Here is a 25,868-nt window from a genome sequence, read left to right as displayed (position 1 = left end):
AAGGCCTCTCCCCCCTCCTTTTCTTTTTAAAATGACCAGTATCAAACTGTTATAGAACACGAAAAAGAGCAAATGGTCATCACCATTCGTGCACATACATTGTTGAAAACAATTAATATAGTAGAAAAACGTCTTTTCGACAAATTACACAAGCTGTGGATAAACAATTCAACAGGCTGTGTAATAACTTTCCACAGGTTATCCACAAATTGTGGATAATATAAAAAGGCCAGATAAGTAATTAAGAGTTAAAACACAAATATAATATCAAAATAAACAAGATGGTGCAATGGGTGTCACAAACTTATCCACACACTTTACATCCTGTTGAAAAATAATTATCCACATAGGTTATTTGTGTGAAAAAAATGTCGATAATGGGTGTGGATAGTCTAAATATGCCGGAAAAATATCCACATTCTTGTTTTGAAGGTTTTTTAGGAGGAAAAAAAGAATAAAATGCTGGAAACTAAAAAAGAAGGTTTCTTCGTTTGATAACTTATGTTATGCTTATAAGGTTGATAATAAGAGTTTTATCATTGATATTGACAATCGATGGGTTACACAAATATAATGAGTTAGACTGTCTTAAACAGCTATTCCTCAGGGAGGTGTCATAAATGAAAAGAACGTTTCAACCAAATAACCGTAAGCGTAGTAAAGTTCATGGCTTCCGCAGCCGTATGAGTACTAAAAACGGACGTCTAGTTTTAAAGCGACGCCGCAGCAAAGGTAGAAAAAAATTATCAGCTTAGGCCACTGAATAATGTCAGTGGTCTTTTTTACATAAAATCGTAAATGAACTGTCAGTTTTTATCGGAGTGGAAGAAAACATGAAGAAGCGAAACAGGCTAAAAAAAAATGAAGAGTTTCAAAAGGTGTTCAAAAAAGGTCAATCAATGGCAAATCGCCAATTCGTTATTTACCAGCTGGATCAGCCAAATCAAGTTGAACTGCGTCTAGGATTGTCTGTCAGTAAGAAGATTGGTAATGCAGTGATTAGAAACCGAATTAAACGTCTGATTCGTCAGGTGTTTTTAGAGGAAGGCCATAAGTTAAAGCAAGAAAAAGACTACATTGTCATTGCACGAAAACCAGCGAGTGAATTGACCTTTGAAGAAACAAAGAAGTCTCTCCAACATTTATTTAGAAAATCCGCTGTTTATCAACAACAACCGAAAAAGTCTTCGTAATAGAAACTTTCGTTGAATCAATTTTTAAAAGCGCTTCCTTCATCTAGTGAATTAAAATGAAACCACCACTTTGCAAAGAAAAAATGTTACCATACTGATTAGGTGAGTCACTTTCTTAATCAATTCCAACTTAAATAAAGTTTGAAGTAATGGGAGGAATCTTGTTGAAAAGGCGATTATTACTAATATTTAGCTTGATTGGCGTATTGGTTTTATTGGCAGGATGTACACAGATCAATGAACCAATTACATCAGATAGTAAGGGATTCTGGAATTCTTATATTGTTTACCCGCTATCTCAATTAATCACGTACATGGCAAACTTAACTGGTGAAAACTATGGTGTAGCGATTATTATTGTGACACTGCTAATTCGCTTGCTTATTTTACCATTAATGATTAAACAGTTAAGAAGTACAAAAGCGATGCAAGCATTACAGCCTGAATTGAAAAAGCTTCGTGAAAAATATAGTTCTAAAGATCAAAAAACACAGCAGCAGCTTCAGCAGGAAACAATGGCCCTTTTTCAAAAAAATGGCGTCAATCCGTTAGCAGGCTGTTTCCCAATTTTAATTCAAATGCCAATCCTTATTGGTTTCTATCATGCAATTATGAGAACAGCAGAAATTAAAAAGCATACATTCTTATGGTTTGACTTAGGCAGCCCAGATCCATTGTTCCTATTACCGATTATTGCGGGTGTAGCTACTTTCATTCAGCAAAAGCTGATGATGGCTGGAAATCCTTCGGACAACCCTCAAATGGCTATCATGTTATGGGTGATGCCGATTATGATCGTTGTGTTTGCAATTAGTTTCCCAGCAGCACTTTCATTGTACTGGGTTGTAGGTAACATTTTCATGATCATTCAAACATTGGTGATTAAAACACCTCAAGTAAAAGTAGATACAAAAGAAAAAGCTGGCGGGAATAAAAAATGAAGGAAATAACTGCTGTCGGTCGCACAATCGAAGAAGCAGTAGATTCCGGACTTAAACAAATTCAGCTACTACAAGAAGAAGTAGAAATCACAATAGTAGATGAAGGAAATAAAGGGTTTTTAGGATTATTTGGTAAAAGACAAGCTGTGGTCAAGTTAGTAGAAAAGATGAATGCACTTAAATTAGCTACACAGTATTTAGATAAAATTGTTAAGTCTATTGATCCTAAAGCAAAGATTATTTCCAAACAGGAACCGAAAAAGATTTCTTTCCACATTGATGGAGATAAAACGTCATTAATGATTGGAAAAAGAGGCCAAACATTGTACTCTTTAGAAACGTTGGTACAGCTAGTGTTTAATCGTTATTCTGATCAGTATCATCATATAACAATTGATATTGGCGATTATAGGAAGAAACGACAAGAAGCACTTGAACAATATGCAGTCAAAACAGCAAATCGGGTTTTAAAAACGAAGAGAAAGGTTCATTTAGAACCAATGCCTTCGAATGAACGAAAAATTGTTCATGATGCGATTGCTGCATTCTCTAAAGAACTTGCAACGGCATCTGAAGATACAGGCAGCAAACGTCATGTTGTGGTGCTGTATAAAAAATAGCAGAAAGGCTAAGATTCAGCAAAGCTGGATTTTAGTCTTTTTTTATTGAAAAATTGCTTTTTATAGAGGATTCATCCTCTATTTCTAAAAAATGAGTGTGTGATATGGGTGCAAAACTCCAATTTAACAAGTAAGTATAGGGATCAGGGCGTTTAAATTTATTGGATTTAGGTGTAAGATGTGAAGACAAGTTTCAAACGTCGTTATTCACATGTGGATAAGTTAAGTGTTAAAATAGATAAGATGCAAAGCTGTGGATAATTAGATATGGGATACTTTCACTTCGCTTTCATTTATGGTATCTTTAAATTTTGGATTAAGCGTTTTTGATATAGAGATGGACAATGTCCATTTAATAGATAACAGACTGTTTATTAAGTAGAGAAAGAGGTGAATGAGTGATGGATACAATTGCAGCAATTTCTACACCGATGGGTGAAGGAGCAATTGCGATTATTCGTTTAAGCGGGCCTGATGCGGTACAGATTGCTGATCGGATGTATAAAGGTCCTAAGGAGAAAAAACTTGTATCGGTGGCTTCACATACGATTCATTATGGTCATATTGTGGACTCTAGCACTGAGCAAGTCATAGAAGAGGTCATGGTGTCAGTATTACGAGCACCAAAAACATTTACGAGAGAAGACGTTATTGAGATTAACTGCCATGGCGGAATTGTAACGGTCAATAAAGTACTGCAGCTTGCTTTAAGAGAAGGAGCAAGATTAGCGGAGCCAGGTGAGTTTACAAAACGAGCTTTCTTAAATGGAAGAATTGATCTTTCACAGGCTGAAGCGGTAATGGATTTGATTCGTGCAAAGACAGATCGTGCGATGAATGTAGCGATTACTCAAATGGAGGGACGACTCTCCGGTTTGATTAAACGACTTCGCGGTGAGATATTGGAAACTCTGGCTCATGTTGAAGTTAATATTGACTATCCTGAGTATGACGATGTTGAAGAAATGACGCATCGAGTTTTAGTTGAAAAGGCAACATCAGTGAAAAAGGAAATTGAGTCACTGCTAACGACTTCTCAGCAGGGGAAAATACTTCGCGAGGGCTTATCCACTGTCATTATTGGAAGACCGAATGTTGGGAAGTCTTCCTTGTTGAATAGTCTTGTACAGGAAACAAAAGCGATTGTAACAGATATTCCTGGAACAACGAGAGATGTCATTGAGGAGTATGTAAATGTTAGAGGTGTACCGCTTCGTTTAGTCGATACTGCGGGTATACGTGAGACGGAGGACATTGTTGAGCGTATAGGGGTTGAACGATCTAGACAGGTCTTAAAAGAAGCTGACCTGATTTTACTTGTGCTCAATTATAGCGAGGAATTGTCAGAAGAGGATATCAAACTATTTGAGGCCGTCTCAGGCATGGATATCATCGTGATCGTGAATAAGACAGATCTTGAGCCTAAGCTTGATATCGAAAAGGTCAAGCAGTTAGCGAAGGATCGTCCGGTGGTTACTACATCATTATTACAAGAAAAGGGGATTGATGAGCTCGAAATTGCGATTCAATCATTATTCTTCACGGGTTCAATTGAAAGTGGAGATTTAACGTATGTAAGTAACACAAGACATATTGCCCTTCTTCAGGCAGCAAAACAATCCATTGAGGATGCTCTTGAAGGAATTGAAATGGATGTACCGATCGACATAGTTCAAATAGATTTAACACGCTGCTGGGAACAGCTGGGTGAAATTATTGGGGATGCTGTTCATGAAAGCTTGATTGATCAGTTATTCTCTCAATTCTGTTTAGGAAAGTAAAGGGAGGAACATAAGAAATGGGTTATGAAGCTGGCAATTATGACGTAATCGTCGTGGGTGCCGGTCATGCTGGAGTTGAGGCTGCTCTTGCTTCTGCAAGACAGGGCGCCAAAACACTTGTATTGACTATCAACCTCGATATGGTTGCTTTTATGCCATGTAATCCGTCCGTAGGCGGCCCCGCAAAAGGGATTGTCGTCAGAGAAATTGATGCTCTAGGCGGAGAAATGGCGCGAAATATAGATAAGACGCATATTCAAATGCGAATGCTGAATACGGGGAAAGGACCTGCTGTCCGTGCGTTAAGAGCGCAAGCAGATAAGTTCCAATATCAGCATGAAATGAAAAAAACAATGGAAAATGAACCAAACCTGACAATGCTGCAAGGTATGGTAGATCATTTAATTGTAGAAGATAATGAATGTAAAGGTGTTGTTACTCAAACGGGGGCTAACTATCGTGCAAAGTCTGTTGTATTAACGACAGGGACTTTCTTAAAAGGCCGCATCATTTTAGGAGACTTATCGTATTCAAGCGGTCCAAATAACCAGCAGCCTTCCATTAAATTATCGGATCATTTAGCAGAACTAGGATTCGATTTGGTTCGCTTTAAAACAGGAACACCTCCTCGAGTGAATAGCCACTCGATTGACTATAGTAAAACAGAAATTCAACCAGGTGATGATGTCCCGCGGGCATTCTCCTATGAAACGGTTGAATATATTACTGACCAGCTGCCATGCTGGTTAACATACACGAGTTTAGAGACTCATCAAATTATTGATGAGAATCTTCACCGTTCTCCAATGTATTCAGGTATGATTAAAGGAACTGGCCCTAGATACTGCCCGTCCATTGAAGATAAAGTGGTTCGTTTCAATGATAAACCGAGACATCAAATTTTCTTAGAGCCAGAAGGTCGTAATACACAGGAAGTTTATGTTCAAGGATTGTCTACAAGTCTTCCGGAGGATGTACAGCAGCGCATGCTTTCAACCATCCCAGGACTCGAGAATGTTCAAATGATGAGAGCGGGTTATGCCATCGAGTATGATGCGATTGTGCCTACTCAGTTGTGGCCTACACTTGAGACGAAGAAAATTTCTGGATTATATACAGCCGGCCAAATTAATGGTACGTCTGGTTATGAGGAAGCAGCAGGTCAAGGGATTATGGCAGGTATTAATGCAGGAAGAAAAGCATTAGGTAAAGAAGAAGTCATTTTAAGCCGATCTGATGCATATATCGGTGTCCTCATCGATGACCTTGTCACAAAAGGAACAAATGAACCATACCGTCTCTTGACATCACGTGCTGAGTATCGTCTACTTCTACGTCATGACAATGCTGATTTAAGATTAACTGAACTTGGCTATCAAATTGGATTAATTTCTGAAGAAAGATTCCAAGCATTCCAGCAGAAAAAAGAAGCCATTGAAGCAGAGAAAAAACGTTTATATTCTGTCATCATTAAACCTACAGCAGAGACTCAAGAATTTATTCGTTCACTCGGTGGAAGTGAGTTGAAGGACGGCATTCGTGCAAGTGATTTAATGAAGCGTCCGGAAATGAATTATGAATCTGTTGTGAAATTAGCTCCTGCTGAAACACCGCTTCCTTCTGATGTGTGTGAGCAGGTAGAGATTCAAATTAAATACGAAGGTTATATTGAAAAGTCACTCCAGCAAGTTGAAAAACTGAAAAAGATGGAGAACAAAAAGATTCCTGATCGTATTGATTATGACGCCATCAAAGGGATTGCAACTGAAGCGAAACAAAAGCTGAAAGAAGTCCGACCGCTTTCTGTTGCACAGGCTTCTCGTATTTCAGGCGTTAACCCTGCTGATATTTCTATCCTTTTAGTATATTTAGAGCAGGGGCGTATTGCGAAGATAGCAGAATAGAAAGGATGTCGGCATGAACATTGAACAATTTACAGCAGCACTAGAGGAGAAAGGGATCACTCTTTCTCCTGTGCAGCTTGAACAATTTGAAACCTACTTCCGCATGCTTGTAGAATGGAACGAGAAAATGAATTTAACGTCCATTACTGAAAAGGAAGAAGTGTATTTAAAGCATTTTTATGATTCAATATCAGCAGCATTTTTTATTGATTTTCACAAAGTGACGACGATTTGTGATATTGGAGCTGGTGCTGGTTTTCCAAGCATTCCTCTTAAAATTTGTTTCCCTCATCTACATGTGACCATTGTTGATTCTCTTCAGAAACGAATTACGTTTCTCAATGAGTTAGCAAAAGGATTAAACTTACAAGATACTACTTTTTATCATGATCGTGCGGAAACGTTTGGACAACGTAAGGAAAAGCGTGAAAGCTATGATCTTGTCACTGCTAGAGCAGTTGCACGTTTATCCGTCTTGAGCGAACTATGTCTGCCTCTAGTGAAAAAAGAAGGATTGTTTGTTGCCTTAAAAGCATCTGCCGCTGATGAAGAAATGCAAGCAGGGAAAAAAGCTGTCACAGTTCTCGGAGGAGAGGTTGTTGAAAAGCATTCCTTTGTTCTTCCTTTAGAAGAAAGCGAACGGAACATCATTGTCATTGAAAAGAAAAAGCAAACACCAAAAAAATATCCTAGAAAACCAGGAACACCTAATAAATCACCAATAGAAGGTTGATCATGTAAAAGGTCGGTTTTTCTTCAATATTTATGATTTTACAGAAGGAAAAAACATGAGAAAATAGAATTATAAAAAGGTAGTTTTTAAAGGTGGTGTAGGTTCATGAAGCATTCACTCTCACGCTTCTTCGGGCTTGGAGACAAAGAACATCCTGAGCGTGAAACCGAAATAGAGGCAGAGATTGCTGAGCATGATACATTAAAGGAAGAGATACAGGAGCTCCCGGTCGACACAATTATGCCAAACCGTTTTCAGCCACGCACCATTTTTTCAGAAGAAAAGATACAAGAGCTGGCCACGACGATTCATACCCATGGCATTATCCAACCGATTGTTGTTAGACCAACAGAAGAAGAAGGAAAATATGAACTGATCGCCGGCGAAAGACGTTGGAGGGCGGTACAGACTCTTCAATGGGAGAAAATCCCCGCTATTATAAAAGATTTTACTGATACGGAAACGGCATCTGTGGCATTGATTGAAAATTTGCAAAGAGAAGAGCTGTCTTCTATTGAAGAGGCTCATGCTTATGCACGTCTTTTAGAGCTTCATGATTTAACACAAGAGGCGCTTGCTCAGCGTTTAGGCAAGGGACAATCAACTGTTGCAAACAAATTAAGACTTTTAAAGTTGCCTGAAGAGGTACAACAAGCCATTTTAGAGAAAAAAATCTCTGAAAGGCATGCACGTTCACTTGTGCCCCTAAAGCTTCCAGAATTACAAATCGCGCTATTGCAGGAAATCATCGAAAAGCAGTTGAATGTGAAACAGACTGAAGAGCGTGTAGTGAAGATGCTTGAACAAAAAACGGATCGCAAACCGAAGCCAAAACGTAAGGCGTTTAGTCGTGATACACGAATTGCGATGAATACCATTCGTCAGTCTCTCCACATGGTAGAAGACAGCGGACTTAAAATAAATACCGAGGAAGAAGAGTTTGAGGAATATATCCAATTAACGATTCGAATTCCTAAATAGAAAAAAGCTGATGAGCGCCTCTCGTCAGCTTTTTTTGTAAATCTTTTTATTATCATTTGTTATTTACTGTTTGCTTTTGCAAATGAAATGATAAAAACATGATGAAACAAAGCGGTATGTCTAAAGAAGTGACTGTACAGCATTCGCACCAAGAGGGAACGATCCCCTTGATGATTGCTGAAGCTGATCCAAGAACTATGACTTGTGGACAAACAATAACCCAGCCTTGTGAGCAAATGCCGTACAATTGAATTCAGACATCCAAAAAGATATATCAATATACTTTTTCGATGCGTTTTCATTCTTACTTTTATGTACGAAAAGGCACATTCACCGACGAATTTATAATAGGGAAACAAAAAAAGCAAACGTTTCATACTTTTTTTGATAGAATAGAAAGTATGAATGAATGAGAAACTTGTTAAGTTGAAAGTGGGTGACATCGTGGGAAAAATCATAGCGATTACCAACCAGAAGGGCGGCGTCGGGAAGACGACAACTTCTGTTAATTTGGGTGCGTGTTTAGCATACATAGGCAAACGAGTGTTGTTAGTTGATATTGATCCGCAGGGCAATGCCACGAGTGGTATTGGGATTGAGAAAGCCGACGTAGAAAAGTGTGTGTACGATATTTTAGTTGATGATGCAGATGTTCTTGATGTGATTAAGACGACAGAGGTCGAAAATCTTGATGTCATTCCTGCGACAATACAGCTTGCAGGGGCTGAAATAGAGCTTGTGCCTACAATCTCACGTGAAGTGAGGCTGAAGAGAGCACTTGAATCTGTTAAGCAGAATTATGATTATATGATTATTGACTGCCCGCCATCACTTGGACTGCTGACGATTAATGCGTTAACTGCATCCGATTCCGTTTTAATACCAGTTCAGTGCGAATATTATGCGCTTGAAGGATTGAGCCAATTGTTAAACACAGTTCGTCTCGTGCAGAAACATTTAAATACCGATCTTGCCATTGAAGGTGTCTTGCTGACAATGCTTGATGCCCGAACAAACCTTGGGATTCAGGTAATCGAAGAAGTGAAGAAGTACTTTAGAGATAAAGTCTATCAAACCGTCATTCCGAGAAATGTGAGGCTGAGTGAAGCGCCTAGTCATGGAAAGCCGATTATCTTGTATGATCCACGTTCAAGAGGTGCAGATGTCTATTTAGACTTAGCAAAGGAAGTGGATGCGAATGGCTAAAGGTCTTGGAAAGGGTATTAATGCACTATTTAACAATGTAGACTCAAATGAAGAAACGGTTGAAGAAATCAAATTAAAGGATTTGCGTCCGAATCCGTATCAACCAAGGAAAACGTTTGATGATGATGCATTGTCTGATCTGAAAGAATCGATTCAGCAGCACGGGGTTTTACAGCCGATCATTGTTCGTAAATCGATTAAAGGATATGACATAGTAGCAGGAGAACGCCGTTTCCGCGCAGCACAACAAGCTGGTCTGACAACAATTCCTGCAATCGTTCGAGAGTTTTCAGAAACACTGATGAGAGAAATTGCCCTCTTAGAAAACCTACAGCGTGAGGATCTATCTCCACTAGAGGAAGCGGAAGCATATGCTTCCTTGCTGGATCATCTAAGTGTGACGCAAGAGGAATTAGCGAAGCGATTAGGGAAAAGCAGACCGCATATTGCGAACCATCTCCGTCTGTTGACTTTACCGGATGACATCCAAAAGCTGATTGCAAATGGAACGTTATCAATGGGACATGGCCGCACATTGCTCAGCTTAAAGAACAAAAAGAAGCTGGCGCCTTTGGTAAAGAAAATCGTGGATGAGGGGTTAAACGTACGACAGGTTGAGAAACTTGTTCAGCAGTTAAACGAAAATGTTCCACGTGAAACAAAGAAAAAAGAAGCACCAAAGGATCGAGTGTTGAAAGAAAGAGAGTCTTTCTTACAAAACTACTTTGGTACTTCCGTGACGATCAAGAAACAGAAGAAAAAAGGGAAAATTGAGATTGAATTCCTCTCGAATGAAGATTTAGAAAGAATCCTTGAATTGCTTTCTACGAAGGAATCATCAGAGTGACCATCTTGATATGAGATGGTCTTTTTTATATTCTTCCAGTGATATTTTGAATAGGGGTGAAGAGAGACCGGCTTTTTTCTCTCGTCCAATCCATTTGGTCAATGTGAGATAGACTTTCAGAAAGTGTATTGGCCATAGACATGACAAGATGAAGACGTGTGTTTTGAAGGACGAAGTATTCCATGAAACCACTCACATTGACGATCCCATTAATATGAATATCTCCTACCTCTGGCAGCTCCTTTTGGACACCAGCTCCAGGCTTTAACGGACCATCTCCAATTTGGAAGGAACCGACACTTTTCACTCTTCCTAAACAGGCATCAACCGCTACAATAAACGGGTGTTTATGAGCTTGTTCAATTTCAGCGAGTTTTTCTTTTAAATTGACCGCATGCACTGGGTCAGAGAGTGTTCCATATACATGAAGCTTTTTCAAATCCAGACCTGAAAGCTTTGTACCAACAAGTGGACCTAGAGAGTCGCCAGTTGAGCGGTCTGTTCCAATACAGACGATGGCAACGGGTCTTTTTCCTGCTTTCTGAAGATGCGAGAATAAAATACTTTTAAGCTGTTGAATGGCGTTTGTATCCGTATGGGACACGTATTCTTTTACCCTATTTCTAAAAAAAAGACCGTTCTTGCTATTCATAGGTCTCACTTCCTTGTCATAGTAGTTAGTATCAGTATACGGAAACAAGCTTAATTCTATACCTATGAGGTGATGATTGTGTGGAAGGCTGGTTCAAGGTGGACGCTTTTAATTTTAGGAAGCTTAATAGGAGCGGGATATGCTTCCGGCCAGGAAATTTGGCAGTTTTTTGGCATTGATAGCGGACTAGCCATTCTACTGTTTACATTGATGTTTATGCTGTCTACCTATGTGGTGTTAAAAATCAGTTATGAGGTGCGTGCCGATCACTTTGTGCCAGTGCTGGAACGGCTTGTCGGTCCATGGCTGGCTAAGGTGTATGACGTTTTAATTGTCCTATATTTATTCACGACAACGACGGTCATGATTGCCGGCGGCGGGGTGACTCTTGAGATGTATCATGTGCCTTTTTGGATTGGCATCGGCGCGTTTTGTTTGTTTTCATTTATGATTTTTTTCTGGGATGTGAAAGGGCTTTTATCTGTGAATGCTTTCATTATACCAATTTTGGTGGCGGGGCTCATCTATGCGTTTGTTTTTTATTATATGAATCATGATCATATGTGGCGTATTGATTTTGGGCAGCAGTACAATTGGCCTGCCAGCATTGTCTTTGCTTCTTTGAATATATTATCTGTCGTGGCAGTGCTGTCTTCGGTTGGGAAAGAAATGAAGGGGCTTGGGGAAGCCAAGGTGGCGAGTATATTAAGCGGTCTTATTTTTGGTGTCATCTCGTATGTGTATAACGAAATACTGGTTGATATTTCTGGAAGCCTTTCATCAGAGGGAATTCCTTTGTTTACAGTATTAGAAGGGGCGCCGACTTCTTTGTTTGTGTTTATGACCGTTGTCCTTTGTCTAGCAATTTATACGACGACGGCAGCGGGTTTATTTGGATTATCAAGCCGGATGCTTTCTTTTGTACGAATGCCTCGCTGGCTGGTTGTATTGGTGATGCTTCTTTTGATGGCACCTTTAACATCTCTTGGATTTGCTGATTTGATTGCTTTCTTGTATCCAATTTATAGTTTGTTGAATCTTTATTTGCTCGTCTGTTTAATGCTGTATCCGATTTTAAGTAAAAAGATATTTTCTCGTCCTAAAAATTATATTGATAAAACAAAATAAGCACCTCTCTTTTTTAGAGCTGTGCTTATTTGATCTGAATTGAATCAATAGCTTCTTTGATATCATCATAGACAGGCATTTGCTTGAGACGCTGGAGACGATCCTCTAATTCTGAAATGGCCTGTCCCTTTAAATGCTGGGAAATGTGTTGTTTGACAATGGTCGTCTGGTTTATCATGTCTTCTGTTTTAGCCAATTGATACTCCAAGTGCACGCGAGTATTTGCTAATTCGTCGTGCAGCCGCATTTTGAGCAGCCGTTTTAGATCCTTTCGCTGTCCTTCTCTGCGCATGGCCTGAATGGCGGCCATTTCTTCTGGAGACTGTGTTTGTGTGTGTGGTGCCGATTGATTTTCGAATACAGACATGGAGCGGCGGGCACTCACATTTTGCAAGAAACGCTGGGCGTCACTAGGAGGCTTATTTTGATTGATCATGCGATGACTCCTTTCTTAATGAATACCCATTTGCATTGCAAGGCGTCTATCTGCCTTGGCGTAGTCATCACCCATTGTGTACATATGTCTTGAAAGAGCAGAAAGCTCTTGTTCGTAATCCCTCAGGGTGTACAAGGCATTCAGCTGTTTTTCGTGTGAATAAAAGGAGGAATGCGACTGTTCCATCCTCACTTCGTCTACCAGTGCTTCCACATCACTATGACTTAATAAATCATAGTGGCCAAAGCCTACGAGTCCTTTAAGCTCTTGTTTTACATGATGGACGGCGTCTTTTACACTTTCATCAATTCCATCGATTTTTTCAAATACAGTGTGCACTTCATGTTCAATAATGCTTTGCAGATCATAGGATGAATTTTTTAGTAAATGGGATTTTATGATAATTTCAAGTCCGCTTTGTGCATATGCACGTCCAGAATGAATTTCTTGCAGCAGCATGGCTGTAAAACTTGTATTATGATCAAGCTGTTCATCTAAAATACGGGCAGACCCATTTGGATGGAACGAATATCCATTTGCTTTGAATTCACCTGAAACGAGAGCTAAAAAAGCATTTGTATCAAAGGATTCGTTCCATTCTATATTCATAGATGCAAAAGCTGATTTTAAAAAGGTGTCAATTTCCCTTTTTTTGTATTTAACGGATTCTTGGACTGAGTCTTGCTGCCGTGGCGGTACGGTGTACTTGACTTGCCCAACTCCTTGATCATGACGATTGAGTAAACCGACGTAATGACTAGGCTGAATATATTCAGTCAACATGCGTTTATATTGACCTTGCTGCGCCTTTTGCTGAATCGAAGGCGATAGGCTGCTCCATATATTTGGGCTGTCAAAGGTAACGGCTTTTTTGACAGCTGGCTGTTCTGTTGCAATATAAGCACAAACAGCACCGGCAAGTGCTTGTCCAGTGAGGTGGATACCTGCATTCGGATGCTTCTGACAGACTTTCTCTATGTATTCCTTCCCTTTAAAAAAGACATGGTCTTGATTGCCGTCAAGGGACTTTCTTTCAATTGGATAGGCATAGTCTGTTTTGAGCAATGACTGTGCCACGTTGTGTACATCTTGCTTAGATGTCACCCTCGTTTGATGTGGCAGCGGACAGTGAAAAGCGACGATGAATTCATCTGATTGTTCCGGCTGCATCGTTAAACCATATAATTTTTGGTCGATCTTTAGAAAATCGTGGACAGTGAGTGTTTGCTGACCAATTTCTATCGTATGGTGCTGCTGGTAATTGTCGATATTTCCAGCATGATCGGATATGATTTTATATTCTTTATCAGTTAATCTATCCTTTCGATTGACCATCGTACCTGCTCCCTCACATAACATTTATGCAGATATCATAAATCAAAAAATATGGAAAAACCACCGCGTTCTACCAATAAAAACCTTTTGACCTACAGTGTTTGTGACAATATTGAAAAAAAACGGAGTTTAAGTAACTATTGGTCACAAATAAAATGATCTAAAAGAAGGGTTTTTTCTCTAAAAAAGAATAGGATGAACGATTGAAAGAGACTCTTTGTTTTGTGCATTGCCCTTCATCGCCGTTTTTTTGTACAATAGATTCAATGAAGTGAGCAAGGAGAGGTGAAGGCTGATGGCAGACAAAGCGTTTGGGTTACATGATGTTGTAGAAATGAAAAAGCCCCATCCATGTGGTGCCAATCGGTGGAAGGTCATTCGTTTGGGCATGGATATCCGTATTAAATGTGAAGGCTGCGGACACAGCGTGATGATCCCAAGAAGAGATTTTGAACGAAAAATGAAGAAAATTCTCGTCAAGCATGAGGAGCCAACTGCTTAAGTAGGCCTCATGCTTTTTTTATTAAATTTGTCTTTTCTACAGCAAAGCCAGGTGCATTATCTCGTTTTGAAGCATTGATTTATTCTTTTTAACGATGTTTCTTCTATTGAAAATGCATGATGGTTAGCTTGTCTTTTCATGTAAACCTACTTATAATTGCTCTAGGTTCATATTACGCAGTATAACGAGCACGTTTGATATAGAGGAGATGAAAGAATGGCTTTAACAGCTGGTATTGTTGGCTTACCTAACGTCGGGAAGTCAACGCTATTTAATGCAATTACACAGGCTGGAGCGGAGTCTGCTAACTATCCGTTTTGTACTATTGATCCAAACGTCGGAATTGTAGAAGTTCCTGACGAGCGTTTACAAAAGCTAACAGAATTGGTGCAGCCGAAAAAGACAGTTCCCACTGCTTTCGAATTCACTGATATTGCGGGTATTGTCAAAGGTGCATCTAAAGGTGAAGGTTTAGGGAATAAATTCCTTTCTCATATTCGACAAGTAGATGCGATTTGTCACGTGGTCAGAGCTTTTGCAGATGATAACATTACACACGTAGCTGGTAAGGTTGATCCTGTGGCAGATATTGAAACGATTAATCTCGAATTGATTTTGGCTGATTTAGAAACAGTTGAAAAGCGTTTAGCTCGTGTGAGTAAGCTTGCAAAACAAAAGGACAAGGAAGCAGTAGCTGAATTTGAGATTTTGTCGAAGCTAATGAACGCATTTGAAGCTGGGAAATCGGCAAGATCTGTAGAATTTACTGATGAGCAGCAAAAGCTTGTGAAACAGCTTCATTTACTCACATCTAAACCAGTCCTTTATGTAGCAAATGTGAGTGAGGATGAAGTAGCGGATCATGAGGGCAACGAATATGTGCAGCAAATCCGTGAGTTTGCTTCTGGTGAAAACGCTGAAGTTATCGTCGTTTGTGCGAAGATCGAGTCTGAAATTGCAGAGCTTGAAGGAGAAGAGAAGCAAATGTTCCTTGAAGAGCTTGGTATTAATGAGTCAGGGCTTGATCAGCTAATTAGAGCATCTTACTCTCTTCTAGGATTAGCTACGTATTTCACAGCAGGTGAGCAAGAGGTACGTGCTTGGACATTTAAAAAAGGAATGAAAGCGCCAGAATGTGCTGGAATCATTCACACAGACTTCGAGCGTGGATTTATTCGTGCTGAAACGGTTGCGTATGAGGATTTACTAGCTGGCGGAAGCATGTCTGCTGCTAAAGAAGCAGGAAAAGTTCGTCTAGAAGGTAAAGAATATGTAGTGAAAGATGGAGACGTCATTCATTTCCGTTTTAATGTATAGGTTCTTGTCATAGGCCAAGTAATTTGTTATAATATACAATTGTGAGTAATATAATTTATTGCTCCTTGCCCGTTTAGGGCCGCTTAGACCAAAAGGAGGTGCAATCAGATGAGAAAGTACGAAGTTATGTACATCATCCGCCCAACAGTTGACGATGAGGCTAAAAAAGCAGTTATCGAGCGTTTCAATAACGTGTTAACTTCTAACGGTGCGGAGATCACTGGAACAAAGGATTGGGGTAAACGTCGTCTTGCATACGAAATCAACGATTTCCGTGACGGTTTCTACCAAATCGTAAACGTTCAATCTGACGCTGCAGCAGTTCAAGAATTTGACCGCTTAGCTAAGATCAGTGACGATATCATTCGCCACATTGTTGTTAAAGAAGAAGTATAAATCATTGAAATATATATTTAAAGGTGGTCTTTCAATATGCTAAACCGTGTTGTATTGGTCGGAAGACTAACAAAAGACCCTGAGCTTCGCTACACGCCTAATGGTGCGGCTGTAGCCACGTTTACTCTAGCTGTGAATCGTACGTTTACGAATCAATCTGGAGAGCGTGAAGCCGATTTCATTAACTGTGTTACTTGGAGAAGACAAGCCGAGAACGTGGCTAATTTCTTGAAAAAAGGAAGTCTTGCCGGTGTAGACGGTCGTTTGCAGACAAGAAACTATGAAAATCAGCAAGGACAGCGTGTCTTCGTGACAGAGGTTCAAGCTGAAAGTGTTCAATTTCTTGAGCCTAAGAGCGGCGGTGCTGGTTCAGGTGGATACAGCGGCGGTGGCAATAGCGGAGGCCAGTATTATGGCGGTAGCCAAAACGATCAGAATCCATTTGGAAATGAACCAAGTCAAAATCCATATGGCAATCAAAACAACCAAAATCGTAATCAGGGAAATAGCTTTAATGATGACCCATTTGCGAACGATGGTAAACCGATTGACATCTCCGATGATGATTTGCCATTCTAATTGATCTGAAAAAATGACTAAAGGAAAGGTGTGAAAACAAATGGCAGGTGGACGCAGAGGCGGTCGTGCGAAACGTCGTAAAGTATGTTTCTTTACTTCTAACGGTATCACGCACATCGATTACAAAGATGTTGATCTTCTTAGAAAGTTTGTTTCTGAGCGTGGTAAAATTTTACCTCGTCGTGTAACAGGAACTAGCGCTAAGTATCAACGTAAATTGACTTTAGCGATCAAAAGATCACGTCAAATGGCATTACTTCCATACGTTACTGGTGAGTAAGTCGTTGACTTAAAAGCGGAGAGCCCCGAGCTCTTCGCTTTTTTTATTTTCCCCACTGTGAATCTCATCTATTTTTGCTAGAGTTGTTTTTGACACTCAACCGAAGGGAAGTATGTAAAAGTGACAGTTTATTCTATACAAATATGTGGTTGATCTGTCATATTGATAGTCTAGAAAATAATTGCAGTCAGGGCGTGGGAAGATGATTGAATTTAAAAAGGTATCGATGCAATTCTCTGATGAGCGCTATGCCGTTCAATCCGTTGATTTGGAGATTCAGAAAGGTGAGTTTTTTGTATTGATTGGACCTAGTGGCAGCGGGAAAACGACGACATTGAAAATGATCAATCGCCTCATTTCTTCTACAGAAGGTGAGATTTACATAAAGGGTCAAAAAATAAGTGATTATGATATGTATGAGCTGCGCTGGGATATCGGTTATGTTTTGCAGCAAATTGCGCTTTTTCCTCATATGACCATAGAAGAAAATATTGCTGTGGTGCCAGAGCTTAAACAATGGAGCCGGAATGAGACCAATCAGCGTGTCGATGAACTCATGTTGATGGTCGGGCTTGATCCTGCTATGTATCGGCATCGAAAGCCAGCAGAGCTCTCTGGTGGACAGCAGCAGCGTGTCGGTGTGGCACGTGCACTTGCAGCTGATCCTGAGATTGTCCTGATGGATGAACCTTTTAGTGCGTTAGATCCACTAACGAGGGAGAAATTGCAGGATGATCTGCTTGATTTGCAGCGCCGTATACAAAAAACCATTGTTTTTGTGACGCATGATATGCAGGAAGCTATGAAGCTGGGTGATCGGATTTGTGTGATGAATGAAGGAAAAGTAGTGCAGATCGGACGTCCTGAGGAGTTGGTTCAACATCCAGCCAATGCCTTTGTACAGGAGTTTGTTTCAGGGGCTGCCCGTCATGTGGGACATCAAGCTTTTGAGCTGGAAACCTTGGCACAACCGATAGCCCACGAAGCTCTTTTACCCTATGAGGCGGTCTCAGCAGATGCCCCGCTGGATGAAGTCTTGTCTCAATTGGCAAAGCACGAGGAATTGGCTGTTGAAAAGAATGGAGAGCGGATTGGACTAGTGAATCGTCAAGCAGTGATTCAGTATTTAGCTGATTCTCCTAAAGAGAGGGGCGAGTCACATGAATGATTGGACCCGTGTGTTATGGGAACGCAAAGAACAATTGGGACACGCCTTACTTGAGCATATTCAAATTTCTTTTATTGCTTTATTTTTAGCGATTTTGATTGCTATTCCATTAGGTATCTATTTAACGAGGGTTCCAAAGCTAGCGGAGTGGATCATCGGGGTGACGGCCGTCTTGCAAACGATTCCGTCGCTCGCACTTCTTGGCTTGTTGATTCCTCTTGTGGGGATTGGGCAAGTACCTGCGATTATTGCGCTTGTGGTCTATGCCCTACTCCCTATTTTAAGAAATACATATACAGGCATTCAGGAGGTTGATCCTTCTCTGAGAGAAGCGGCGCTTGCTATGGGGATGAATCATCGCAAACGGTTATTAAAGGTGGAGCTTCCTCTTGCCATGCCAGTCATCATGGCGGGTATCCGAACCGGGATGGTACTCATTGTGGGGACCGCCACCCTGGCAGCACTGATCGGGGCTGGGGGATTAGGAAGCTTAATCTTGCTGGGAATTGATCGAAATGATATGTCTCTCATTGTCATTGGCGCGATACCAGCTGCCTTACTCGCTCTACTATTTGATGTGGTGCTGCGTACTTTTGAGAAAATTTCCTTTAAAAAGACTGTGATCTCTGTGACTATTTTTGCTCTGATTGCAGGAGCAGTTGTCGCTGCCCCCTCGCTGTTTCAGCACGAAAAGAAAGAAATCACTATTGGCGGGAAGTTAGGATCAGAGCCTGAGATTTTGATCTCGATGTATAAGCTTTTAATTGAACAGGATACAGATATTCAAGTGAACCTGAAGCCCGGTCTTGGTAAGACGTCCTTTGTTTTCCAGGCTTTACACTCTGGTGATATCGATATTTATCCTGAGTTTACGGGTACAGCGATTTCTGAATTCCTCAAAGAAACAGCAAAAAGCACAGATAAAAGAAAAGTGTATGAGCAAGCGCGGCGTGGATTGGAATCGTCCTTTCAGCTTCGCCTTCTTGAGCCCATGGCATACAACAATACGTATGCTTTAGCCGTGCCGCAGTCACTGGCTGATCAATATGAAGTGTCCAACATTTCAGATCTAGGTAAGATCAAAAACCGCATAAAAGCTGGATTCACCTTAGAGTTTTCTGATCGTCAGGATGGGTATCGAGGCATTCAAAAAGCCTATCAATTTTCCTTTGACGATGTTGTGACGATGGAGCCGAAGCTACGGTATCGTGCGATTCAAAAAGGAGATATCAATTTAGTCGATGCGTATTCGACAGACAGTGAATTGAGACAATACAAATTAAAGGTGCTTCATGATGATCAGCATGTTTTCCCGCCATATCAAGGAGCACCGCTGCTCAGGCAGGAGACATTAACTGAATTCCCTGAGATTGAGACCTCTCTCAATAAGCTTGCGGGTCAAATCACAGACGAAGAGATGAGAGAAATGAATTATGAAGTCAATGTGAAGGGGAAGGATGCATTTCAGGTAGCGAAGGCCTATTTAAAAAAGAAAAAATTGCTGAAATAATCAAGGGAAAGCAGGGCTGTTTCATGCAAAACAGCTCTGCTTTTTTAAAAGAAAAACAAAAATCATTGACATTTACTTAAAAACATCATATCCTTAATTCGAGATAAATATATTTTTTTGATCTAATATCTCGAATTCGAGATAATATAAAGACGTCAGTAAAGACATAATGAATAGAGGCTTATTACTTCATGATTAGGAGGTCATTAGAAGTGAAAAAAACAGAAGGAATTCACCATATTACAGCTATTGTCGGTCATCCTCAGGAGAACGTTGATTTTTATGCAGGTGTTTTAGGACTTCGTCTCGTGAAGAAGACCGTGAATTTTGATGATCCGGGCACATACCATTTATATTTTGGAAATGAAGGCGGCTCTCCAGGGACCATTATTACGTTTTTCCCTTGGCCGGGGGCACAAAAAGGTCAAATTGGTGCAGGGCAAGTGGGCGTGACAACATATGTCGTACCGACAGGCGCTTTTTCTTTCTGGAAGGATCGTCTTGAGCAGTTTAATGTCTCTTATGAAATGGTTGAACGTTTTGGGGAAGCTTTTCTCTCATTTGAAGATCCACACGGCTTATTGATTGAGCTAGTAGAGCGTGCGGAAGGAAAGCAAAACGAGTGGACATTTAACGGTGTCACACCAGATGTAGCCATTAAAGGATTTGGCGGAGCTGTTTTATTAACTTCACAGCCGGAGCAAACAATGCAGCTGCTAGAGCAAACGATGGGACTTGAACGAGTCGGAGAAGAAGGAGACTATGTGAGATTCCGTTCGTTTGGTGAAATAGGCAATGTCATTGATGTGAACATCACACCTGTTCCACGAGGACGTATGGGTGTTGGAGTTGTGCACCATATTGCATGGAGAGCAACAAATGATCAGGATCAATTAGATTGGCAAAGACATATTGCACAAAGCGGGTATCAAGTGACACCTGTGCAAGATCGAAATTATTTTAATGCTATTTATTTTAGAGAGCTTGGCGGCATATTATTTGAGATTGCTACTGATCCTCCAGGGTTTGCACACGACGAATCAGTGGAAACAATGGGTGAAGCATTGAAACTGCCACCGCAATATGAGACGCAGCGCAGTCAGATTGAACAAATTGTACTGCCAATTGAAGTGAGAGAAGTTAAAGGGAAAGGAGATTCATGATGAAGCATCTTTTTCGAAAAGGAAAGAATGAACAAAGACCTGTCCTGTTATTACTGCATGGAACTGGCGGGACAGAAGAAGATTTATTGCCGCTTGCACAGATAGTAGATCCTGATGCATCTGTTCTTAGTGTGAGAGGGAATGTATTAGAAAACGGCATGCCGCGTTTTTTCAGACGTTTGGCAGAGGGTGTATTTGATGAGCAGGATTTGATTGAGCGTACAGAGGAACTATATACATTTATCGGCGAAGCAGCTGATGAATATGGGTTTGATCGTCACAATGTGGTGGCTATCGGATATTCCAATGGGGCAAACATTGCTGGAAGCTTGTTATTCCATTATGGGGATGCTTTAAAAGGAGCTATCCTGCATCATCCAATGGTTCCAAGACGCGGGGTTTCGTTGCCTTCATTAGCGGGGAAACAAGTCTTTATAGCAGCTGGTGAAAATGACCCAATGTGCCGTCCAGAGGAATCACAGGAGCTGGAGCAATTGCTCCAGGGTGCAGGCGCATCGGTTACACTTCATTGGGAAAATCGCGGACATCAGCTAACGAGAGAAGAAGTCGATGCTGCGGCTTTATGGTATCGTCGTCAATTTTAAATAAGGTGGGGAATACAGGTGGGATTTTTACAGAAGCTTTTTGGGCAAAACAAACAAAAGGAGCTGGAACAAATGGAAAACGTAAAATTAGCGATTATTTATTATAGTTCAACAGGTACAAACTATCAGATGGCGAAATGGGCTGAAGCTGGAGCAAAAGAAGCTGGCGCAGAGGTCAAAGTATTAAAGGTTGCTGAATTGGCACCAGAAGCAGTTGTCGCTTCAAATCCAGCATGGAAAGCACATTTAGACGAAACAAAGGATGTGCCAGAGGTTCAATTAAGTGATTTAGAGTGGGCAGATGCTATCATCTTTAGCATGCCGACACGTTTCGGTAACCTGCCAGCTCAAATGAAGCAGTTCTTAGATACAACAGGCGGCTTGTGGTTCCAAGGTAAATTGGCAAACAAAGCAGTCAGCGCGATGACTTCAGCTCAAAACGCAAATGGCGGACAGGAGCAGACGGTTCTCAGCCTATATACGACGATGTTCCACTGGGGAGCCATTATTGCCGCTCCTGGATACACAGATGATTCCTTATACGGTGCAGGGGGCAACCCTTATGGCGTAAGTGTCACTGTTGACCAAAATGGAAAAATCCAAGAGGATGCAGAAGCAGCTGTGAAACATCAGGCAAAACGTACAGTCAATGTGGCTGAATGGATCAAAAAAGGTCAAAACGCTTAATAGATGTATACAAAAAGAATGCAGCCTCGCCGCTGCATTCTTTTTTTCATTAATAAGGATCTGATGGTGTGCTGTTGTTGATGGCTTCGTCCACGGCTTGAGCAGCGCCTGTAGAGCCGATAGGTCCGCTTGACTGCTCTTGTTTAAAGGCTTTTAAGCCGTCAGCGACACGTTTTCCGTAATCAGGGTCTGCTTTTGTAAAGTTTTCAATCATTTGGTCTTGAATGTCCTTTTGACATGTCGCAAGAGTATTGACTAAGTTCTTAATCAGTTCCTCACGCTCCCAATCATTAAAACGGCGATACGTTTCTCCCGCTTGTCCAAAGTTGTTTGGGCGGTCAATGGCTTCTCGTTTGACTTCACCTTCTACAAAAGGCGTATGATCCTTTCCATCCTGTTTGGCTTCTTTTAATCCTCCGAGGATCGACGGCTCATAATTCACATGAGGGTTTTGGCCTTTGCCTTGATCGACATGGTATTCCATTTGCCCGTCTCGCTGATTGGTGGCGACATGCTTTTTCGGTGCATTGATCGGCAGCTGTAAATAGTTTGGCCCTACACGATATCGCTGCGTGTCAGAGTAGGAGAAGGTACGGCCTTGAAGCAATTTATCATCTGAGAAATCTAAACCGTCTACGAGTACGCCAGTCCCAAAGGCAACCTGCTCGACTTCTGCGAAATAGTTTTCTGGATTTTTGTTTAATACCATCCGTCCGATTGGTTTCCATGGATAGTCATCCTTGTACCAAAGCTTTGTAGGGTCTAGCGGGTCAAAGTCGAGGTGAGGGTGGGCATCATCTTCCATGATCTGTGCATATACCTCCCATTCAGGATAATCTCCTTGCTCAATCGCTTCATATAAATCCTGTGTGGCATGGTTAAAATTTTCTCCCTGGATCGCTTGCGCCTGTTCTTGGGTCAGGTTGCGAATGCCTTGTTTTGGTTCAAAATGATATTTAACCAGCACCGCTTTTCCTTCATGGTTGACCCATTTGTACGCATGGACACCTGAGCCTTGCATGTGCCGGTATGTAGCTGGGATGCCCCATGGTGAAAAGAGAAATGTCACCATATGCGTCGCCTCAGGTGATTGTGAGACAAAATCAAAAATACGCTCGCCGTCCTGACGATTGGTGACAGGATCCGGCTTAAAGGCATGAACCAAATCAGGGAACTTTAAAGCATCTCGAATAAAGAAAATTTTCAGGTTGTTCCCTACGAGATCCCAGTTGCCTTCCTCTGTATAAAATTTAATCGCAAACCCTCTCGGATCACGTAATGTTTCTGGCGAATGACCGCCGTGAATCACAGAAGAAAAACGAACGAAAACAGGCGTCTTTTTCCCTTTTTCCTGAAACAATTTTGCCCTCGTATAGGTGGAGATGGGCTCATCCCCGAATGTGCCGTAGGCTTCAAAGTAACCGTGAGCTCCGGCACCGCGTGCATGTACAACACGTTCAGGGATGCGTTCACGATCAAAATGACTGATTTTTTCTAGGAAATCGTAGTTTTCAAGCGTAGTGGGTCCTCTATTCCCGACAGTTCTCATATTTTGATTATCTGTTACGGGATGACCTTGCCGATTCGTTAAGGTTTCTTCTGACTCTGAAGATGATTTAAGCTGTTGATCTTCTTTCAATTAGGATCCCTCCTTTAATATCTCCCTAACAATATGGTCATGTTGCTCCCTATTTCATACAAGGATTGATATAATGATTGAAAACTTTCACGAGGAGCGAGCCTGATGATTCGATTACACTGCCTTCACGCCCATCCATCCAATCAGTCATATATAGAAGATGCGTTTGGTGATACAGATGTTGATTTGCATCACACGGTCGATTCATCATTTATAGAACGCGCGACACAAGATCCTGCATTTGATCAACACAAGCAGCAAACGTATGCTATCAACAGATTAAAACAGGAAATTGAAGCCGATCTCATTCTGCTCACGTGTACACAATACATTGCCGCTTTGGGTGATCAGCAGCAGCTCTTTAAACAACCGATTGTTCCGATCGATGAACCGTTATTTGAGCTGATTTGTGAGAAACAAAGGCCTATTCAACTGGTGTTTTCCAACCCAGATACAGTGGAAGGGACGATGCATCGGCTTGAATCATATGCCACAGAGCGGGGCAAACAGCTTGAAGTAGAAATGGTTGTGATGGAGGATGTCTTTCATCTCTGCCTAAACGGTGATATGCAAGCCTATGATGAACAAATCAAGGAGCAGCTGAGAAAATGTATGAAGCAAAAAGGGAGAGACATTTGTGTGATGCAGCTTTCGATGGTTCGTGCGGCAAAGCAGGTGGAGCGGGAGACAGGCGTTCCTATTATTCATCCGCTTTCTCCACTAAAACAGTTTGTCCATCAAACACTATCTGCTTGGAAAGAGTGAACCCATCTGGTTCGCTCTTTTTGTATAGGAACGTAAATGCGATGACATGTTAAAAAAATAACCGAGCGCAAACTATTTTCAAAAGGCGCGCGTCTATCCAATGTAAGAAATAACAGATGCGCATTTAAGATAAAGGAGCTCTTTGTAAAATGAAGAAACGAAAAATAGATGATCAATTTGCGGATTACGTCATGGAGCATAAACACAGTTTTTATCGGTTGTCCTATAGTTATGTCAAAAACCCAGAAGATGCTATGGATGTTGTTCAGGAGGCCATTCATAAAGCACTCAAATCTGTTCACCGATTAGAGGATGCGAGCAAGATGCATAGCTGGTTTTATAAGATCGTGGTGAACACTGCCCTAGACTTTTTACGAAAGAAGAAGCGGGTGCAGGTGACAGATGATGATACGCTTGAATTCTTATCACAGGGAGAATCAGATGTATACGAGGATCAAGACGTCAAACGGGCTATAGAGGATTTGCCTGAGATGTATCGAGTCATCATTATTTTGAGATTCTTTGAAGATTTAAAATTAGAGGACATCGCCCAGATTCTCGATGAAAATGAAAACACCATTAAAACAAGATTATATAAGGCGCTGCGGCTTTTAAAAGTAGAATTATCACAGGAGGAAATTTAAATGGATAAGTATTTGGAACATTTAAAAGATGAATATTTAGAAATCCCTATTCCACCGGAATATGATGCGATGGTTGAACGAACGTTAAAAAGAAAAAATAAAAAACCTCATTTTCAGCAATGGACCATCGGACTTGTTGCGGCTGCTGCTCTTTTTGTTACAACGGTTAATGTCAGTCCACAGGCAGCAAGAGCGATTTCAGAGGTGCCTGTCATTGGCGAGCTGGTGAAAGTCGTAACGTTTACAGAATTTAAAAAGAGCGATCAAGGAACGAATATTGATCTTAAAACACCACACGTTTCAGGACTTGGGGACGGAACATTACAAGACAGCCTGAATCAAAAATATTTAGCTGAAAACAAAAAGCTGTATCAAGATTTTGAAAAGGAAACAAAGGGTTATAAAAATGGTCATTTAAGTGTTGAGAGCGGTTATGAAGTGAGAACGAACAATGATCAAATCCTTTCACTAGGCCGATACAAGGTGACGACTCAGGCTTCTGCGGCAGAGGAAATGACATATGATACGGTTGATAAGAAAAACCATGTCCTCATTACATTACCAAGCCTGTTTAAAGATAATCGTTATATTGATGTGATTAGTGAAAATATTAAAGAACAAATGAAGAAACAGATGAAAGAGGATTCAGACAAAATATACTGGATTGGCAAGGAAGAAACAGATCCATTTAAGAAAATTAAGCCGGATCAAAACTTCTATATCAATTCAAAAGGAAAGCTTGTGATTTCCTTTAATGAATATGATGTGGCTCCTGGTTACATGGGTGTTGTTGAATTTACGATCCCAACAAGCGTGCTAAAGGATGTTCTCGTTAGTGATACGTACATTCATTAAA

Annotated in this window: 28 protein-coding genes; 24 read left to right on the top strand and 4 right to left on the bottom strand. The window is 40.9% G+C overall.

What is annotated here, in order from left to right; translation table 11 throughout:
- Positions 1 to 620: 620 nt before the first annotated feature.
- The 10 genes from rpmH (at position 621) to NSU11_RS19670 (ending at position 10,206) form a co-directional block, all read left to right on the top strand.
- Positions 621 to 755 (top strand): 50S ribosomal protein L34, encoded by a 135-nt coding sequence (gene rpmH, locus NSU11_RS19715; RefSeq protein ID WP_073208224.1) that lies wholly within the window; start codon positions 621 to 623, stop codon positions 753 to 755.
- A gap of 78 nt (positions 756 to 833) precedes the next feature.
- Positions 834 to 1,193, top strand: coding sequence for a ribonuclease P protein component (gene rnpA / locus NSU11_RS19710; RefSeq protein WP_024427652.1), 360 nt, complete (start codon positions 834 to 836; stop codon positions 1,191 to 1,193).
- Positions 1,194 to 1,351: 158 nt separating this feature from the next.
- Entirely contained in the window at positions 1,352 to 2,134 is a 783-nt protein-coding gene (spoIIIJ, locus tag NSU11_RS19705) for a YidC family membrane integrase SpoIIIJ (protein WP_087976621.1), read from the top strand.
- Complete coding sequence (jag, locus tag NSU11_RS19700) at positions 2,131 to 2,754, top strand: RNA-binding cell elongation regulator Jag/EloR (RefSeq protein ID WP_197173063.1); 624 nt, start codon at positions 2,131 to 2,133, stop codon at positions 2,752 to 2,754. The genes spoIIIJ and jag overlap by 4 nt, the downstream gene beginning before the upstream one ends.
- Positions 2,755 to 3,155: 401 nt before the next feature.
- The gene (gene mnmE / locus NSU11_RS19695) at positions 3,156 to 4,535 is read left to right on the top strand and encodes a tRNA uridine-5-carboxymethylaminomethyl(34) synthesis GTPase MnmE (protein ID WP_025093668.1); all 1,380 of its coding nucleotides are present in this window, start codon (positions 3,156 to 3,158) and stop codon (positions 4,533 to 4,535) included.
- A gap of 17 nt (positions 4,536 to 4,552) precedes the next feature.
- A complete protein-coding gene (gene mnmG, locus NSU11_RS19690) occupies positions 4,553 to 6,439 on the top strand; it encodes a tRNA uridine-5-carboxymethylaminomethyl(34) synthesis enzyme MnmG (protein ID WP_024424069.1) in 1,887 nt (628 codons plus the stop codon).
- 13 nt (positions 6,440 to 6,452) lie between these two features.
- Positions 6,453 to 7,172 carry a 16S rRNA (guanine(527)-N(7))-methyltransferase RsmG gene (gene rsmG / locus NSU11_RS19685; protein WP_024424068.1) on the top strand — a complete coding sequence of 240 codons (720 nt, stop codon included), beginning with the start codon at positions 6,453 to 6,455 and terminating at the stop codon, positions 7,170 to 7,172.
- A gap of 105 nt (positions 7,173 to 7,277) precedes the next feature.
- Complete coding sequence (gene noc, locus NSU11_RS19680) at positions 7,278 to 8,153, top strand: nucleoid occlusion protein (RefSeq protein ID WP_024424067.1); 876 nt, start codon at positions 7,278 to 7,280, stop codon at positions 8,151 to 8,153.
- Between the two features lie 444 nt (positions 8,154 to 8,597).
- Positions 8,598 to 9,359: a sporulation initiation inhibitor protein Soj gene (gene soj / locus NSU11_RS19675; RefSeq protein ID WP_008360890.1), complete on the top strand. Its 762-nt coding sequence runs from the start codon at positions 8,598 to 8,600 to the stop codon at positions 9,357 to 9,359.
- Positions 9,352 to 10,206 (top strand): ParB/RepB/Spo0J family partition protein, encoded by an 855-nt coding sequence (locus NSU11_RS19670; protein ID WP_171464858.1) that lies wholly within the window; start codon positions 9,352 to 9,354, stop codon positions 10,204 to 10,206. Before soj ends, NSU11_RS19670 begins: the two co-directional genes overlap by 8 nt.
- Before the next feature lie 25 nt (positions 10,207 to 10,231).
- Here NSU11_RS19670 and yyaC read toward each other — a convergent pair whose 3' ends face one another.
- Positions 10,232 to 10,858: a spore protease YyaC gene (gene yyaC / locus NSU11_RS19665; protein WP_024424063.1), complete on the bottom strand. Its 627-nt coding sequence runs from the start codon at positions 10,856 to 10,858 to the stop codon at positions 10,232 to 10,234.
- 72 nt (positions 10,859 to 10,930) lie between these two features.
- Here yyaC and NSU11_RS19660 point away from each other — a divergent pair, with 72 nt between their 5' ends.
- On the top strand, positions 10,931 to 11,986 hold the full coding sequence (locus tag NSU11_RS19660; RefSeq protein WP_080652961.1) for a hypothetical protein: 1,056 nt from the start codon (positions 10,931 to 10,933) through the stop codon (positions 11,984 to 11,986).
- A 25-nt stretch (positions 11,987 to 12,011) separates the two neighbouring features.
- Here NSU11_RS19660 and NSU11_RS19655 read toward each other — a convergent pair whose 3' ends face one another.
- Both NSU11_RS19655 and NSU11_RS19650 read right to left on the bottom strand, forming a co-directional pair.
- Positions 12,012 to 12,422, bottom strand: a complete 411-nt coding sequence (locus NSU11_RS19655) for a hypothetical protein (RefSeq protein WP_024424061.1) — start codon at positions 12,420 to 12,422, stop codon at positions 12,012 to 12,014.
- A gap of 15 nt (positions 12,423 to 12,437) precedes the next feature.
- Positions 12,438 to 13,757 carry a hypothetical protein gene (locus tag NSU11_RS19650; protein WP_041118454.1) on the bottom strand — a complete coding sequence of 440 codons (1,320 nt, stop codon included), beginning with the start codon at positions 13,755 to 13,757 and terminating at the stop codon, positions 12,438 to 12,440.
- 295 nt (positions 13,758 to 14,052) lie between these two features.
- Here NSU11_RS19650 and NSU11_RS19645 point away from each other — a divergent pair, with 295 nt between their 5' ends.
- From NSU11_RS19645 to wrbA, 10 genes are all read left to right on the top strand, one after another.
- Positions 14,053 to 14,259, top strand: a complete 207-nt coding sequence (locus tag NSU11_RS19645; protein ID WP_008347561.1) for a DUF951 domain-containing protein — start codon at positions 14,053 to 14,055, stop codon at positions 14,257 to 14,259.
- A gap of 216 nt (positions 14,260 to 14,475) precedes the next feature.
- Complete coding sequence (gene ychF, locus NSU11_RS19640; RefSeq protein WP_024424059.1) at positions 14,476 to 15,576, top strand: redox-regulated ATPase YchF; 1,101 nt, start codon at positions 14,476 to 14,478, stop codon at positions 15,574 to 15,576.
- 108 nt (positions 15,577 to 15,684) lie between these two features.
- Positions 15,685 to 15,972, top strand: a complete 288-nt coding sequence (rpsF, locus tag NSU11_RS19635) for a 30S ribosomal protein S6 (protein WP_024424058.1) — start codon at positions 15,685 to 15,687, stop codon at positions 15,970 to 15,972.
- A 36-nt stretch (positions 15,973 to 16,008) separates the two neighbouring features.
- The gene (gene ssbA / locus NSU11_RS19630; protein ID WP_007497456.1) at positions 16,009 to 16,551 is read left to right on the top strand and encodes a single-stranded DNA-binding protein SsbA; all 543 of its coding nucleotides are present in this window, start codon (positions 16,009 to 16,011) and stop codon (positions 16,549 to 16,551) included.
- Between the two features lie 40 nt (positions 16,552 to 16,591).
- Positions 16,592 to 16,831 carry a 30S ribosomal protein S18 gene (gene rpsR / locus NSU11_RS19625; protein ID WP_008359105.1) on the top strand — a complete coding sequence of 80 codons (240 nt, stop codon included), beginning with the start codon at positions 16,592 to 16,594 and terminating at the stop codon, positions 16,829 to 16,831.
- Positions 16,832 to 17,033: 202 nt separating this feature from the next.
- A complete protein-coding gene (locus NSU11_RS19620) occupies positions 17,034 to 17,999 on the top strand; it encodes an ABC transporter ATP-binding protein (RefSeq protein WP_024424057.1) in 966 nt (321 codons plus the stop codon).
- Positions 17,992 to 19,509, top strand: coding sequence for an ABC transporter permease/substrate-binding protein (locus NSU11_RS19615; protein ID WP_311164985.1), 1,518 nt, complete (start codon positions 17,992 to 17,994; stop codon positions 19,507 to 19,509). Before NSU11_RS19620 ends, NSU11_RS19615 begins: the two co-directional genes overlap by 8 nt.
- A 191-nt stretch (positions 19,510 to 19,700) precedes the next feature.
- Positions 19,701 to 20,672, top strand: a complete 972-nt coding sequence (locus NSU11_RS19610) for a ring-cleaving dioxygenase (protein ID WP_342493741.1) — start codon at positions 19,701 to 19,703, stop codon at positions 20,670 to 20,672.
- Positions 20,669 to 21,277 (top strand): alpha/beta hydrolase, encoded by a 609-nt coding sequence (locus NSU11_RS19605; protein ID WP_034622294.1) that lies wholly within the window; start codon positions 20,669 to 20,671, stop codon positions 21,275 to 21,277. The genes NSU11_RS19610 and NSU11_RS19605 overlap by 4 nt, the downstream gene beginning before the upstream one ends.
- A gap of 72 nt (positions 21,278 to 21,349) precedes the next feature.
- The gene (gene wrbA, locus NSU11_RS19600) at positions 21,350 to 21,964 is read left to right on the top strand and encodes an NAD(P)H:quinone oxidoreductase (protein WP_034283654.1); all 615 of its coding nucleotides are present in this window, start codon (positions 21,350 to 21,352) and stop codon (positions 21,962 to 21,964) included.
- 49 nt (positions 21,965 to 22,013) lie between these two features.
- Here the strand turns inward: wrbA and katX are convergent, their stop codons facing one another.
- On the bottom strand, positions 22,014 to 23,603 hold the full coding sequence (gene katX / locus NSU11_RS19595) for a catalase KatX (RefSeq protein WP_311164984.1): 1,590 nt from the start codon (positions 23,601 to 23,603) through the stop codon (positions 22,014 to 22,016).
- Between the two features lie 105 nt (positions 23,604 to 23,708).
- On the opposite strand from katX, the gene NSU11_RS19590 reads away from it, so the two are divergent.
- From NSU11_RS19590 to NSU11_RS19580, 3 genes are all read left to right on the top strand, one after another.
- Positions 23,709 to 24,368, top strand: coding sequence for an aspartate/glutamate racemase family protein (locus NSU11_RS19590; RefSeq protein ID WP_120208899.1), 660 nt, complete (start codon positions 23,709 to 23,711; stop codon positions 24,366 to 24,368).
- A gap of 149 nt (positions 24,369 to 24,517) precedes the next feature.
- Positions 24,518 to 25,012 (top strand): RNA polymerase sigma factor, encoded by a 495-nt coding sequence (locus NSU11_RS19585; RefSeq protein WP_024424050.1) that lies wholly within the window; start codon positions 24,518 to 24,520, stop codon positions 25,010 to 25,012.
- Positions 25,013 to 25,867, top strand: a complete 855-nt coding sequence (locus tag NSU11_RS19580) for a DUF3298 and DUF4163 domain-containing protein (protein ID WP_024427641.1) — start codon at positions 25,013 to 25,015, stop codon at positions 25,865 to 25,867.
- The last annotated feature ends 1 nt before the right edge of the window (position 25,868 follow it).

This window comes from Bacillus sp. FSL R5-0712, from assembly GCF_038593285.1.
Taxonomy (GTDB): Bacteria; Bacillota; Bacilli; order Bacillales; family Bacillaceae; genus Bacillus; species Bacillus safensis.
This window is presented reverse-complemented; position numbering and strand designations above follow the sequence as displayed.